This window comes from Ruegeria sp. AN6 (genome assembly GCF_056540425.1).
Genome location: NZ_JBQFWR010000003.1, coordinates 275,962 through 289,164 on the forward strand (window position 1 = coordinate 275,962; position 13,203 = coordinate 289,164).

Sequence of the window (13,203 nt, forward strand, 5' to 3'; positions counted from 1 at the left end):
CGGCCTAATTAGGCAGGTGGCGCTGGGGGGTCAACCCCTATTTTGTGGAATCTTTAGGACAGGCTGGATTCATTTTGTCGCCGGGGTTATATGCCCGCAATGCAAACCCTAAACGATACCGGATTGCCCATTATGAAGATGCACGGGCTGGGCAATGACTTTGTCGTTGTGGATGCGCGCGCGCATACGATTCCGATCACACCCAAGATGGCCAGGGGAATTGGGCATCGGCAGTTTGGCGTGGGTTTCGACCAGCTCGCGGTGATCGAAAGCGGAAATGCAGATGCGCATCTGGTGTTCTACAACGCCGATGGGTCGACCTCGGCAGCCTGTGGAAACGCAACGCGATGTATTGCCAGATTCTTGCTGGATGAAACCGGCAGATCGGATCTGACTCTCACGACAGAACGCGGCATTCTGCAGGCACGGGACGCAGGAAATGGCCTGACATCGGTCAACATGGGCCAACCTCAGCTTCTTTGGAATGAGATTCCCCTGACCGAAGAAATGGACACGCTTGAACTCCCCATCGAAGGGGGACCAACAGCAACCGGAATGGGTAATCCGCATTGCACTTTCTTTGTCGACGATGCGGAGGCGATCCCTCTCGAAGATTTCGGTGCGCGTTATGAACACCATCCGCTCTATCCTGAACGTACCAACGTGCAGGTAGCGCAGATCGCAGGGCCAGACAAAATCCGCATGCGCGTCTGGGAGCGCGGCGTTGGGATCACCTTGGCTTCGGGGTCATCATCCTGTGCCACTGCCGTCGCAGCGGCCCGGCGTGGACTTACCGGGCGCCAGGTACAAGTTGATCTTGACGGTGGGACTATATGGATCGACTGGCGCGATGATGGCGTCTGGATGACGGGGCCAACAGTCCACGTTTTTTCGGGTACGCTCACGCCGGAATTTCTGAGGTCTCTGGAATGAACCCGCCCAAGTTCAGTACACTGGGTTGCCGCCTGAACGCCTACGAGACCGAGGCGATGAAAGAGCTGTCACAGCAGGCGGGCCTTAGCGATGCGGTGATCGTAAACACTTGTGCGGTGACAGCTGAGGCCGTGCGCAAGGCGCGGCAGGAAATTCGCAAGCTGCGGCGGGAAAATCCCGACGCTCGCCTGATTGTCACCGGCTGTGCCGCGCAGACTGAGCCCGAGACATTCGCGCGCATGGATGAGGTCGACGCGGTAATCGGAAACACCGAAAAGATGCGGCCCGAAACCTGGAAAGGAATGGCTGCTGATTTCATCGGTCAGACCGAAGCCGTGCAGGTAGATGACATCATGTCTGTCACCGAAACGGCGGGCCATCTGATCGATGGTTTTGGCACCCGCTCACGCGCCTACGTACAGGTCCAGAACGGGTGCGACCATCGGTGTACTTTCTGCATCATCCCCTATGGCCGCGGAAACTCTCGCAGCGTCCCTGCTGGCGTCGTGGTAGACCAGATCAAGCGGCTGGTCGATAGGGGCTATAACGAAGTTGTCCTGACCGGAGTTGACCTGACCTCATGGGGCGCGGACCTGCCTGCGCAACCCAAGCTTGGTGATCTGGTCATGCGCATCCTGAAACTGGTGCCGGACCTTCAGCGCCTGCGGATCAGTTCGATCGACTCGATCGAGGTGGACGAGAATCTGATGCAAGCCATTGCGACCGAACCGCGCCTGATGCCGCATCTGCATCTGTCGCTACAGCATGGTGATGATCTGATCCTGAAGCGCATGAAACGTCGCCACCTGCGCGATGATGCCATCCGCTTTACAGAAGAGGCTCGTAAGTTGCGCCCGGATATGACATTTGGGGCCGATATCATCGCAGGCTTCCCGACAGAGTCCGAAGACCATTTCGAGAATTCTCTAAAATTGGTCAACGACTGCGACCTGACCTGGCTGCATGTGTTTCCATATTCAAAACGCGAAGGAACTCCCGCTGCTCGCATCCCACAGCAGGTGAACGGAAACGTAATCAAGGAGCGGGCCGCCCGCTTACGTGCTGCCGGGGATGCCAAGGTTGCTAAGCATCTTTCAGAACAGGTTGGAAGGTATCACAACATACTGATGGAAAACCCTAATATGGGTCGGACCGAACAGTTTACTGAAGTCACTTTTTCCCAGCCTCAAATTGAAGGGCAGATCGTGCGCGGGGTGATCACAGGCACATCAGGTATGCAGTTGCAGGCCCAACCCTGTACTCAGGTCAGTCAAAGATAGACGACACCGAATTCCCGCTCGATCAACTCAAAGTCCTGTTCGCCACCCTCGTTCTGCCGGGAGGTTTCGGCCATGAACGCTTCGGCGCGGTCGCCGGGGAAAATGTAGCTGATCATACGCACAGTCTGATCGCTATTGTTTTTCATGTAATGAGAAACTCCGCGCGGGCAGTGAATGGTATCCCCTGCGCCGGCGCTGACCCACGTGTCACCAATCTTCGCATCAACCGTGCCTTGAAGAATGTGAAACGTCTGATCCTCCCATTTATGGTAATGATCGGGCACCGCGCCTCCTGGAGCCATAACGCCGTCCGAGATTATGTATTCTCCGTCGGTGGCCTCTTTGCCCACAACAACTCCGACATACTCATTCGGGGCCATCATGTATTTCTTGCTGCCATCCCAATGCTGAATGACAATCTGTTTACGTGTGGCTTCGATTTTGTCTGCCATCGATAAGCTCCTTCGGAATTTCTGTATTCGCTATCTGGGAACTCGTGGCCTGAATTCCAGTAGGCACCAAAGAAGAAACCCCGCAACCGAAAGGTGCGGGGGTCCTTGAATAGACAATCCGGTTGGATATTAGTCCTTGCGGATCTTGCCCTTGTGGGGTGCCCACAGACGCTTGTTCACCAGATAAAGCAACACAGACAGAACCGTCAGGAACAGAACACCGACGAACCCGGCATTCTTGCGGTCCATCATCTTTGGCTCAGCGGTCCACATCAGGAAGGCCGCAACGTCTTCCGACATGGCTTCGACCGTTGCTGGATGGCCATCCGCGAATTCAACCTGATCCTCGGCCAATGGCGGTGCCATCGAGATCCAGCCACCCGGGAAGGCCTTGTTCTCATAAAGAACCGTGCCCGCCTCTTCCTTCTCTTCGCCGGTATAGCCATCAAGCAATGATGCGATATATTCCGCACCACCCATGCCTTTGACCAGTTGGTTAATCCCCAGGCCGTATGGGCCATGGAATCCGGCACGGGCCTTCGCCATCAAGCTCAGGTCCGGTGCGCCAACGCCAGTATTGGCCGGGAAGTGGTCGGTCGGGATTGCTGGGCGGAAATCGTCCAGCTCGGGATCGAACACTTCGAAATTATCGGCCGCATAGGTGATGACCTGTTCTTCCGAGTATCCCAGATCCTCAAGCGTCCGCAGCGGTATGTATTGCAGACCATGGCAGGCCGCGCAGACCTCAGTATAGATCTGCAGACCGCGCTGAAGCTGGTTCTGATCCCAGGTTCCAAACGGTCCCTCGAACGAGAAGTCGAAGTCTTCGATGTGCTGCTCACCACCACCTGCCGCAAAGGTCGAGGCGGGCGCAAGGGCCAGAGCGAACGCGGCACCGATTGCAAGTTTCTTGAACATGTTTCCGGTCCCTCTTCTTACTCGGCCGGCGTGGCGTCGGCGTCAGCCTTGCCATAATGCGCGTTGAAGTCTTCTTCGATGGTTTCCGGCTGTGCCAGAGGTTTCTCGATCACGCCAAGGATCGGCAGGATCACGAAGAAATATGCGAACCAGTAGGCGGACGCGATCAGCGAGAAGGTCGCATAGGGTTCTTCCGCGGGCATCGCCCCCAGCCACATCAGGGCAAAGAAGTCGATGACCAGCAGGTAGAACCACCATTTGAACATCGGACGGTATTTGCCCGAACGCACGGTCGATGTGTCCAGCCAAGGTGCCAGGGCCATTGCCAGGATCGCACCGAACATCGCCAGAACACCAAAGAACTTGGCGTCGATGATGCCGCCGGTGATGAAGCTGGCAAACTGAACGACCCAGACCTCGCCGGTGAAGGCACGCAGGATCGCGTAGAACGGCAGGAAGTACCATTCAGGAACGATGTGCGCAGGTGTGACCAGCGGGTTGGCTTCGATGTAGTTATCCGGGTGGCCCAGATAGTTCGGCATGTAGCCAACGATGGCCCAGAACACGACAAGAATAACCGCCAGCGCGAACAGATCCTTGATCACGAAATAGGGCCAGAACGGCAGCGTGTCTTTCTCGGCCTCGGCTTTCGAACCACGGCGCACTTCAACACCCGTAGGGTTGTTGTTGCCAGTGGTGTGGAAGGCCCAGATATGCACGATGACCAGCGCTGCGATAACGAAAGGCAGCAGGTAGTGCAGCGAGAAGAAACGGTTCAGAGTGGCGTTGTCCACCGCAGGTCCGCCCAGCAGCCAGGTCTGAATCGCGTCACCCACAAACGGGATCGCGCCAAACAGGCCAGTGATCACAGTCGCACCCCAGAAGGACATCTGACCCCAGGGCAGAACGTAGCCCATGAAGGCAGTGCCCATCATCATCAGGTAGATCAGCATGCCGATGATCCACGTGATCTCACGCGGGGCTTTGTACGAGCCGTAGAACAGGCCACGGAAGATGTGAATGTAAACCGCGACAAAGAACAACGAGGCGCCATTCATGTGCAGATACCGCAGCATATAGCCGCCATTCACGTTGCGCATGATGTGTTCGATGCTGGCAAAGGCCAGATCGACATGCGGGGTATAGTGCATCACCAGAACGATACCGGTGACGATTTGCAGCGCCAGACAGAACGTCAGAACGATACCCCAAATCCACATCCAGTTCAGGTTCTTTGGGGTCGGGATCATCAGGGTATCATACAGCAGGCCGACAATCGGCAGGCGGCTGTTCAGCCACTTTTCGCCGCTTGTCTTCGGCTCGTAATGATCGTGGGGAATTCCGGACATAAGTTGGGTCTCCCTTAGCCGAGTTTGATTGTGCTGTTGTCCACCCATTCAGCGGGCGGGACAGGCAGGTTCTCGGGCGCGGGGCCCTTACGGATACGGCCGGCCAGATCGTAGTGCGAACCGTGGCAGGGGCAGAACCAGCCGCCGAAATCACCGGCATCGCCCAGCGGCACACATCCAAGGTGAGTACAGACGCCCATCTGAACGATCCATGCGCCCGGCGCTTCGCCTTCTGGCGACGGCATAACGCGGTTGGCGTCGGTTGCCGGTGCATCGGCTGCAATATTGAAGTTACGCGCCAGCGGATCAGGCAGAGCATCCACGCCTTCGGCGTCCTGCTCTTTGGCTTCCTGGATCTCGGCACCAGTTCGGTGGCGGATGAAAACAGGTTTGCCCAACCACTTCACAGTCAGCTGCGTGCCAGTCTCAACCCCGCTGACGTCAACACGGATCGAGGACAGCGCCTGAACGTCTGCCGAGGGATTCATTTGATTTACCAGGGGCCAAACGGCAGCCCCCGTCGCAACGACACCTGCGCCGCCAGCGACGTAGTACAGAAAATCTCTGCGGGTGCCTTCGTGGTCTTCAGCGTGGGACACGAGGTTATCTCCGAATTGTCTGGCGCCCGCGAACGGGCATATAGCTCGCGCACCGCATGAACTGCGGCGTCTTAAAGGGGGTATCTATCGGGGAGAATAGAGTTCGTCCAGCGCTCTTAAACGCGCAATACGCCGCATCTAAGCAATCATTTCACGGTGAAAGGGTAAAATTTCAATATCAAATGCAGATTTTAGTCTTCTGGGCAGCCACTAGGCCCAGTGGTCATGTGGTGTGATTCGGGGCTGGCCTGCGGATTGGCGCATCCGGGTTTATCCACCTTCACTCCCTTTCAAGATCGTCGAAATGACACTGAATTTGCCAGAGTTTTGCCACGATATTTTCCAAATTAACGCGAACATGATGAGATTAAATTATTAATTTAAAATAGATATTTCAAAGATATAGCAGAATATCGAATTCCGATTGCACTCATTGCGGGAATACGTGAAAGGCCGAAGGAAATCACCAAGCAGCCGGAGAATTCCAATGCCAAAGATTGCAGCAACCGCGGTTCTATTTACGATTCTGAGTACAGCACAAGCTATTGCAGCCGGAGACCCCGCAAAAGGCAAACAACTCTATAACCGATGCTCATCCTGCCACGCGATCATCAAGGATGGCGATGTTTTGGTTAAAGGCGGCATCACGGGGCCGAATCTCTATGGCGTAGTTGGTCGCGTGGCCGGAACCGAAAGCGATTATCTGTACGGAAGCGAGCGTCTGCCCATTGGCATGTTTACCGATGACATGATACGCGCCGGGCAAGAAGGGCTGATATGGACCGAAGAAAACATCGCCGCCTATTCACAAGACCCGATCAACTTCATCAAAGAATATCTGAATGATGAAACCGCCCGCCCGAATATGAGCGTGAAGCTTAAGAAAGGAGCGGATCACATAGCTGCCTATCTCGCCACCTTCACTACTCAGTAAACTAGGTGATTTTTAAATTTTGGCCTCGCGCATAAGCGAGGCCAATGTCCCGACCTCAGCCCCAATCCCAGCAGATTGGACGTGATCAGCGGCGCGTTGGCGCGCAACGTCGGGCTTGTTCTGGTTAAGTTTCCAAGTGCCATCTAAGTCCGAGACCGTCAGTCGGCATGGCACGATCATCCGCATCATCCGATCCAGCGCATCTGGTGTCATCTTCGACGCCAGCCATGGAGGCTTAGGCAAAAGGCGATTCTCGAAATCAGCAGCCTGTCGATCCAGCAGGCCTCGCAACTCTTCCACGGGGCGCATCTCAAGCACGCCGGTCAGATGCACCGCAACATAGTTCCAGGTCGGGACCTGATCATCGACGCCATACCAATCAGGCGAGATATACCCATCAGGCCCTGAAACGGCGATCCGCGCAGATTGTGGCTGCTTCAATGCACGCACGATCGAGTTTGACCGCAACAGATGCAGATCCGCCCATCCGGCATCTTCGCTCAGCAGGAATGGAACGTGGCTCAGCAACGGAGCTTCTTGTGTCGAGACCGCCAGAACGCCAAAGGCGCGCTCTCGGGCAAAATCGATATGACGCGCACGCGCTTCGTTGCGAAAGGCAGGGTTAGGATGCATTTAGGTCCTCCGTCCAATTTCTCTTGCAGAACCAGTATCGAATTGGCAAGGTCCACCTCGTTCTCAGGGCGGGGCGAAATTCCCCACCGGCGGTATGCGGGCATGACCCGTAAGCCCGCGAGCGGCCCCGACCTTCGGGGTGTCAGCAGATCTGGTGAGAGGCCAGAGCCGACGGTTACAGTCCGGATGAAAGAGAACGTGTAGAACGCACCGCTGAAACGGTGCGTCTGCTCGTGATCGCCTTGGGTGAAGTGTCTGTTTGCTAAGGAGATCATGATGACACACACCCGCTATGCTTTGGTCAAAGCCAATTGGCATTCTGATATCGTGGATCGCGCCCTTGATGGGTTCTTGCAACTCATCCCCGCCGAACAGGTCGATATATTTGACGTCCCCGGCGCGTTTGAAATGCCCTTGATTGCGCGCGATCTGGCTCAAACCGGTCAATACGCGGCCATAGCCTGTGCAGCCTTCGTGGTGGATGGGGGCATCTACCGGCACGATTTTGTTGCCCAGGCCGTGGTTGATGGTTTGATGCGCGCCGGTATGGACACCGGTGTCGCAGTGCTGTCGGTCTCGCTGACGCCGCATCAATATCAGGAAACCGATCATCACAATGCCATCTACCGCGAGCACTTTGTGCAAAAAGGGCGCGAAGCCGCACAGGCGGCCCTAAAGGTCACCGAGACCCGCGCGCACATCGCTGCTGCAGCCTGACAGCAAGCGGTCGGGGTCACCCTCGACCGCAAATCCGCTTGAGGCCAAGCCCCGCGCCCGCTAATCACGTTCCGCAAAGGAGCACGCCCCATGTCGATGAACAGCTTTGGACACCTCTTCCGAGTCACCACCTGGGGTGAAAGTCACGGGCCTGCATTGGGGGCCACCGTCGACGGCTGCCCACCGGGTGTGCAAATCAATGAGACTATGATCCAGCACTGGCTGGACAAGCGCAAACCAGGGCAGAACAAGTTTACGACCCAGCGACGCGAGCCCGATCAGGTCAAAATCCTGTCCGGTGTTTTCGAAGGCCAGACCACCGGCACGCCTGTACAATTGATGATCGAGAACACCGATCAGCGCTCGAAAGACTACGGCGACATCATGGACAAGTTCCGCCCTGGTCACGCTGATATTACTTACTGGCAGAAATACGGTATTCGCGATTATCGCGGTGGCGGACGCAGCTCGGCCCGGGAAACGGCTTCGCGTGTCGCCGCTGGAGGGTTGGCGCGCGAGGCGATCAAGCAGATCGCCCCGAATGTGCAGATCACTGGTTATATGACGCAGATCGGCCCGCACAAAATCGATCGTGGAAATTTCGACTGGTCGCAAATCGAACAAAACCCGTTCTGGACGCCGGACGCTAAATCTGCCGAGGATTGGGCGGTCTATCTCGATGATCTGCGCAAGTCCGGAAACTCGGTCGGCGCAGTGGTCGAGGTCGTGGCACGTGGTGTCCCCGCGGGGCTGGGCGCACCAATATACGCAAAGTTAGACACTGATCTTGCTGCCGCGATGATGTCGATCAACGCGGTAAAAGGCGTCGAGATTGGCGAGGGTATGGCGGCTGCAGAACTGACCGGCGAAGCCAACGCTGATGAAATCTTTATGGGTCAGAACGGCCCGCAATACAGCTCGAACCATGCAGGCGGCATTTTGGGCGGCATTTCCACCGGACAGGACGTCGTCGTGCGGTTTGCGGTCAAGCCGACCTCGTCGATCCTGACCACTCGCAAAACCATCACCAAATCCGGTGAAGAGACCGAGATCATTACCAAAGGACGCCACGATCCCTGCGTTGGTATCCGTGCCGTACCAGTAGGAGAAGCGATGATGGCCTGTGTAATCCTCGATCACCTGCTTCTGCATCGTGGCCAGATCGGCGAGAACCGTGGGCGGATTGGCTGATCATCGCGCGGCGCTTCGGGCGGTCGTCACGCAGCGAATGCTGACCGATCCGGCGCATGATCTGGGGCATCTGGATCGGGTTTGGTTAATCGCTCAGGCTATTGCTGACCAGCGCACCAACCAGCGTGTATTGCTTGCCGCCTGTTATCTGCACGATCTGGTCAATCTGCCCAAGGACGATCCCAACCGGCATCTGGCGTCGCAACAATCGGCCACTGAATCAGAGCCTATTCTTGCCGAACTTGACTTTACGGCGTCGGAAATTTGCGCCACGCAACATGCCATTGCTGCGCACAGCTACTCCGCCAACATCCCTCCTGAATCGCCCGAGGCATGTATCCTGCGGGACGCGGATCGACTGGACGCACTTGGCGCGATCGGGATTGCCCGCACCTTCGCCGTGTCGGGAGCATTGGGGCGGGCGTTGTATGATATCGCCGATCCCTTCGCCGAAGACCGCGACTTGGATGACCAGAGATTTGCAATTGACCATTGGAAGACCAAGCTGCTGAATCTGCCAGATGAAATGGTGACTGATGGCGGACGGGATTTAGCGCACAAGCGGGTTACTCAAATGCTCGGGTTTCTTGAGATACTCTCGGAAGAAATCGGCCACCCAATCCCAATCAACTGGAAATCTGTCTGATTGGTACAATCCCATCGTTGATCTTTTGCGCGCGAAAGCGCAGGTTCGCGCCATGGCGAAATCCTTAACATCGCATCGTCCGGCATTAGCCGTGGCGCTGAAACTCAGTGCGCTGGTGCTGTTCACAGTAATGTCCGCCTTGGTCAAGGCGCTGTCGGATGATTTCCCTCCGGGCGAAATGGTGTTTTTCCGCTCGCTCTTCGCCATTCCGGTCATCATTGCTTGGTTGTCATGGCGCGGAGAGCTGACGCAAGGTTTCATCGTAAAGAAGCCCATGGGCCATTTCTGGCGCGGTGTATTGGGCACGTCGGCCATGGGGTTGACCTTTACCGGACTTAGCCTACTGCCTTTGCCCGAGGTCACGGCCATCGGCTATGCCACCCCTATCTTCACGCTGATCCTGGCCGCAATCATGTTGGGCGAACGGATACGAATGATCCGGATCGGCGCCGTTGCGCTTGGTCTTGTCGGCGTTCTGATCATGATCTGGCCGCGCCTGGGCTCGGGTACCGCTGAATCCGCCGCAATGATCGGCGCACTCTGTGTATTGGCGGCTACCGTCGCGCGCGCATTTGTTCAGATACACATTCGGCAACTTGTGCAGGTGGATCATCCAGCTGCGATTGTGTTCTACTTTTCGCTCACGGCAACTTTGCTTTCAAGCCTATCGGTGTTTTGGGGCTGGGTTGTCCCAAGCTGGGAACAAGCCGCATTGCTGGTGACAATGGGCTTGATCGGTGGAGTGGCGCAGATTCTCGTGACATCCTCGTACAAGTTCGGCCAAGCCTCGATGTTAGCGCCTTACGATTATACGACGATGCTGTTTGCCATCATCATCGGTTATATCTGGTTTGATGAGCTTCCTACCTTGGTGATGCTGGGTGGTGCGGCGCTGGTGATTGCAGGCAACGTTGTGGTTATCCTGCGCGAACGCCAACTTGGACTCGATCGGACCAAGGCGCGATCTGTAACCGACCCCAAAGCGTGACTTTACCTTTTGCAAACTTCCCCTAGGTTGGGGCGCGACATTCCCATGAGGTTTCCCGATGAGCGACGCACAAAACCACAAAGAAAAGATGCAAGAAGTGCAGGCGAAGCACCGCAAAAAAGTCTCGGAAGCGGTTGATCCCGGTCGGGGATTGGTGCTGATCAACACCGGCAAGGGCAAGGGCAAGTCCTCGGCCGCATTTGGTGTAGTAATTCGCGCCTTGGGTTGGGGTCAGAAAGTGGCTGTGGTTCAGTTCATCAAAGGCAAATGGAAGACGGGTGAGCGCAGGTTCTTTGAAGAGCGTGATCTGGTCACCTGGCACACAATGGGCGAAGGCTTCACCTGGGATACGCAAGACCGCGAACGTGACATTGCTGCCGCGACGGCAGCCTTTGGCAAGGCGTGTGATCTGATGAAAAGCGGCGACTATGATCTTGTTGTTTTGGACGAGATCAATATCGCGCTGCGCTACGAATACCTTTCAGTAGAGACCGTTATTGACGGTCTTAAGGCCCGTTCGGACAAAACCAGCGTATTCCTGACAGGCCGGGATGCACCCCAAGCTTTGCGCGAATATGCGGATCTAGTGACCGAGATGACCGAAGAGAAGCACCCGTTTCAGGCCGGTATCAAAGCCCAGCGGGGTGTGGATTTCTAAACCCGCACTTCCCCTTCATTCAGCGCGCGCAGTGATGCGCGCCTGACAGGCTCAGGTGTCACGACGGGGTGTTCCTCGAGCTTGCGACAACGTTCGGCATCACAGGTCTTGTGATCAAGATAAGCGGCGACATCTGAGGTCAGCGCATCGCAATCACATGACGCGCAACAGGGATCGCCCATCAATTCTTCGAAACGTTCGCGCAATCGCAGCCTCTTTGTGGTCGTTTCCGGGGCGATGGCAGGCCTTCACATCTGCACAAGCTGAGCCTACAGATCGCCCCAGAACCTGGAGCTTGATATCAAAATCTGGCGTTGCATTATATCTGATTGTTTTTATCGGAAATTTCAAGCCTTAAATTCGATTACATCATCGCCAGCTCAATTTGGGCAAATCGCCTTATTAGAGCCAAAAAAGGAAGAGGGCCACGCAGAAATCCGCACAGCCCATCAATGATTTACAGATTTGGTATTCGGTCAGACAACAACACCTTTTTCGGGCGCACTAAGCGATATGACCGCGACAACAGCGGCACCGTTCACCCAGTAGAACAGGGCGTCAATGCCGGAAAATCCAAGCAGGCTGGGCGCCATCAGAAAGGTAATACCAACAAGAAGATCTACGGCGAGGTGGAACTTGTAGGACAGCACCCTCCAGATTCCGAGATGATGATCTGTCAGAACGGTCAATACGAAGGCGGCCACGCCTGTAACCACGGACAGCCAGAGCGCCATGGGGTTGGACTGACCAAGCCCTAGAACAAAGGGCAACACCATCAGCGCAATCGCAACCGGGTAGTCGAGATACGCATGGACAGAGCGGGTGACAAAACGCAGGGACATTTCAACTTCCTTTCCTTAATCAGTGATGGCTAAAGGATAGGAGCAGCGATCCGAACGGAGTATACTTGGTCGTTTGATAAACCTTGCAGATCGTTCGAAATACAAGAACGATCAGTGCAGTGCCCGATAGGCGGCGGGAGATACGCCAAGCTGCTTCTTGAACACGCGCGAAAACGCGGCCTCAGAGGCATATCCCACCTCGGCAGCCGCATCCGCAACATTCCAGCGGTTTTCGGTCAACCCATGACAGGCTATCTGCATCCGCCAATCTGTCAGATATTGTATCGGAGTTGTTCCCATCTTCTGGGCAAAAAGCTGGGCAAACGCGGTGCGCGACATCGCTGCCTCGCGCGCGAGTGAGGCAACACTCCACTCCTGTGCGGGGGACTGATGAAATGCCGTCAGCGCCCGCGAGATGCGCGGGTCGGCAAACCCGGCCAGCGCGGCCTCATCCGGGCTTTGGTGTTCCAGATAGGCCCGTATTGCTTGCGCAAACAGCACTTCAGACAGTTTCAAAGCAATTAAATCGCCGCCAATGCGTGCGCCGGACACCTCTGATCCGATCATGCGCAGGGTCGCCTCAATCCAGGTGCCAGCGTCCTCCCCGTAATTCTCGATCAGAATATAGGGTGGCAGCCGATCGATCAGCATATGCCCAGTCCCTTTCCGACCGGCGGGTCCCGTAAACGAGAAATGACCGCAGATCAGTTGCGTATCGCGTTCTTCTTCCGCCCCGCCATAGACCAGCACACCGTCGCCCGTGTAGCCGGACTGATCCAACACCTGCTCAAGTGGCAGAGCGTCATAGGGTTTGACCTCGTTGCACAGCAGCGCGTGTGACGCGCCATGTGGGATCAAGATCAGGTCGCCCTGCCGCAACCGCAGCGTCTCGCCAGTTGCAGACAGGTAAACCTTAAGCTCACCGCGCTGAACAAAGTGAAAGCGGGCCACGTTCTCGTAGCTCGGCACCTGTATCCCGAACGGAGGGGTAAAGGATGTGCGAAAGTAAAACGTGCCACGAAGAGACAGGCGGGTGAGAATATCGCTGAGAAGATCCAACATA

The 13,203-nt window shown here is 56.1% G+C and carries 16 protein-coding genes and 1 riboswitch; of the genes, 8 read left to right on the forward strand and 8 right to left on the reverse strand.

Annotation, left to right across the window (positions count from 1 at the left end):
• The first annotated feature begins 90 nt into the window (after positions 1–90).
• On the forward strand, positions 91–933 hold the full coding sequence (dapF, locus tag ACR0MQ_RS07755) for a diaminopimelate epimerase (protein WP_170773320.1): 843 nt from the start codon (positions 91–93) through the stop codon (positions 931–933).
• Positions 930–2,213 (forward strand): tRNA (N(6)-L-threonylcarbamoyladenosine(37)-C(2))-methylthiotransferase MtaB, encoded by a 1,284-nt coding sequence (gene mtaB / locus ACR0MQ_RS07760; protein WP_480607122.1) that lies wholly within the window; start codon positions 930–932, stop codon positions 2,211–2,213. The genes dapF and mtaB overlap by 4 nt, the downstream gene beginning before the upstream one ends.
• Here the strand turns inward: mtaB and ACR0MQ_RS07765 are convergent.
• From ACR0MQ_RS07765 to petA, 4 genes are all read right to left on the reverse strand, one after another.
• Positions 2,204–2,665 carry a cupin domain-containing protein gene (locus tag ACR0MQ_RS07765; protein WP_170773323.1) on the reverse strand — a complete coding sequence of 154 codons (462 nt, stop codon included), beginning with the start codon at positions 2,663–2,665 and terminating at the stop codon, positions 2,204–2,206. The two genes, mtaB and ACR0MQ_RS07765, sit on opposite strands and share 10 nt — an antisense overlap.
• Before the next feature lie 129 nt (positions 2,666–2,794).
• Positions 2,795–3,583 (reverse strand): cytochrome c1, encoded by a 789-nt coding sequence (locus ACR0MQ_RS07770; protein ID WP_170542273.1) that lies wholly within the window; start codon positions 3,581–3,583, stop codon positions 2,795–2,797.
• A gap of 17 nt (positions 3,584–3,600) precedes the next feature.
• Positions 3,601–4,932 (reverse strand): cytochrome b, encoded by a 1,332-nt coding sequence (gene petB, locus ACR0MQ_RS07775; RefSeq protein ID WP_010443143.1) that lies wholly within the window; start codon positions 4,930–4,932, stop codon positions 3,601–3,603.
• 14 nt (positions 4,933–4,946) lie between these two features.
• Positions 4,947–5,531 (reverse strand): ubiquinol-cytochrome c reductase iron-sulfur subunit, encoded by a 585-nt coding sequence (petA, locus tag ACR0MQ_RS07780; RefSeq protein ID WP_010443142.1) that lies wholly within the window; start codon positions 5,529–5,531, stop codon positions 4,947–4,949.
• Between the two features lie 487 nt (positions 5,532–6,018).
• Between petA and ACR0MQ_RS07785 the strand changes: the two genes are divergently transcribed.
• Positions 6,019–6,465, forward strand: coding sequence for a c-type cytochrome (locus ACR0MQ_RS07785; RefSeq protein WP_170773325.1), 447 nt, complete (start codon positions 6,019–6,021; stop codon positions 6,463–6,465).
• Positions 6,466–6,477: 12 nt separating this feature from the next.
• Here the strand turns inward: ACR0MQ_RS07785 and ACR0MQ_RS07790 are convergent, their stop codons facing one another.
• The gene (locus ACR0MQ_RS07790; protein WP_480607128.1) at positions 6,478–7,098 is read right to left on the reverse strand and encodes an FMN-binding negative transcriptional regulator; all 621 of its coding nucleotides are present in this window, start codon (positions 7,096–7,098) and stop codon (positions 6,478–6,480) included.
• 55 nt (positions 7,099–7,153) lie between these two features.
• Positions 7,154–7,300, forward strand: a riboswitch (FMN riboswitch).
• Positions 7,301–7,374: 74 nt separating this feature from the next.
• Here ACR0MQ_RS07790 and ACR0MQ_RS07795 point away from each other — a divergent pair.
• The 5 genes from ACR0MQ_RS07795 (at position 7,375) to cobO (ending at position 11,298) form a co-directional block, all read left to right on the forward strand.
• Positions 7,375–7,815: a 6,7-dimethyl-8-ribityllumazine synthase gene (locus ACR0MQ_RS07795; RefSeq protein WP_170773329.1), complete on the forward strand. Its 441-nt coding sequence runs from the start codon at positions 7,375–7,377 to the stop codon at positions 7,813–7,815.
• Positions 7,816–7,905: 90 nt separating this feature from the next.
• Positions 7,906–9,006 (forward strand): chorismate synthase, encoded by a 1,101-nt coding sequence (gene aroC, locus ACR0MQ_RS07800; RefSeq protein ID WP_170773331.1) that lies wholly within the window; start codon positions 7,906–7,908, stop codon positions 9,004–9,006.
• A complete protein-coding gene (locus ACR0MQ_RS07805; RefSeq protein WP_170773333.1) occupies positions 8,990–9,652 on the forward strand; it encodes an HD domain-containing protein in 663 nt (220 codons plus the stop codon). The genes aroC and ACR0MQ_RS07805 overlap by 17 nt, the downstream gene beginning before the upstream one ends.
• A gap of 52 nt (positions 9,653–9,704) precedes the next feature.
• The gene (locus tag ACR0MQ_RS07810) at positions 9,705–10,640 is read left to right on the forward strand and encodes a DMT family transporter (RefSeq protein WP_170773335.1); all 936 of its coding nucleotides are present in this window, start codon (positions 9,705–9,707) and stop codon (positions 10,638–10,640) included.
• A gap of 58 nt (positions 10,641–10,698) precedes the next feature.
• Complete coding sequence (gene cobO, locus ACR0MQ_RS07815) at positions 10,699–11,298, forward strand: cob(I)yrinic acid a,c-diamide adenosyltransferase (RefSeq protein WP_010443135.1); 600 nt, start codon at positions 10,699–10,701, stop codon at positions 11,296–11,298.
• Here the strand turns inward: cobO and ACR0MQ_RS07820 are convergent.
• The 3 genes from ACR0MQ_RS07820 to ACR0MQ_RS07830 all read right to left on the reverse strand — a co-directional run bounded on the left by ACR0MQ_RS07820 (position 11,295) and on the right by ACR0MQ_RS07830 (position 13,202).
• A complete protein-coding gene (locus ACR0MQ_RS07820) occupies positions 11,295–11,504 on the reverse strand; it encodes a hypothetical protein (RefSeq protein ID WP_010443134.1) in 210 nt (69 codons plus the stop codon). The genes cobO and ACR0MQ_RS07820 overlap by 4 nt on opposite strands.
• A 270-nt stretch (positions 11,505–11,774) precedes the next feature.
• Positions 11,775–12,140, reverse strand: coding sequence for an SPW repeat domain-containing protein (locus ACR0MQ_RS07825; protein ID WP_170773338.1), 366 nt, complete (start codon positions 12,138–12,140; stop codon positions 11,775–11,777).
• Positions 12,141–12,251: 111 nt separating this feature from the next.
• Positions 12,252–13,202, reverse strand: a complete 951-nt coding sequence (locus ACR0MQ_RS07830) for an AraC family transcriptional regulator (RefSeq protein WP_480607136.1) — start codon at positions 13,200–13,202, stop codon at positions 12,252–12,254.
• Position 13,203: the final 1 nt, after the last annotated feature.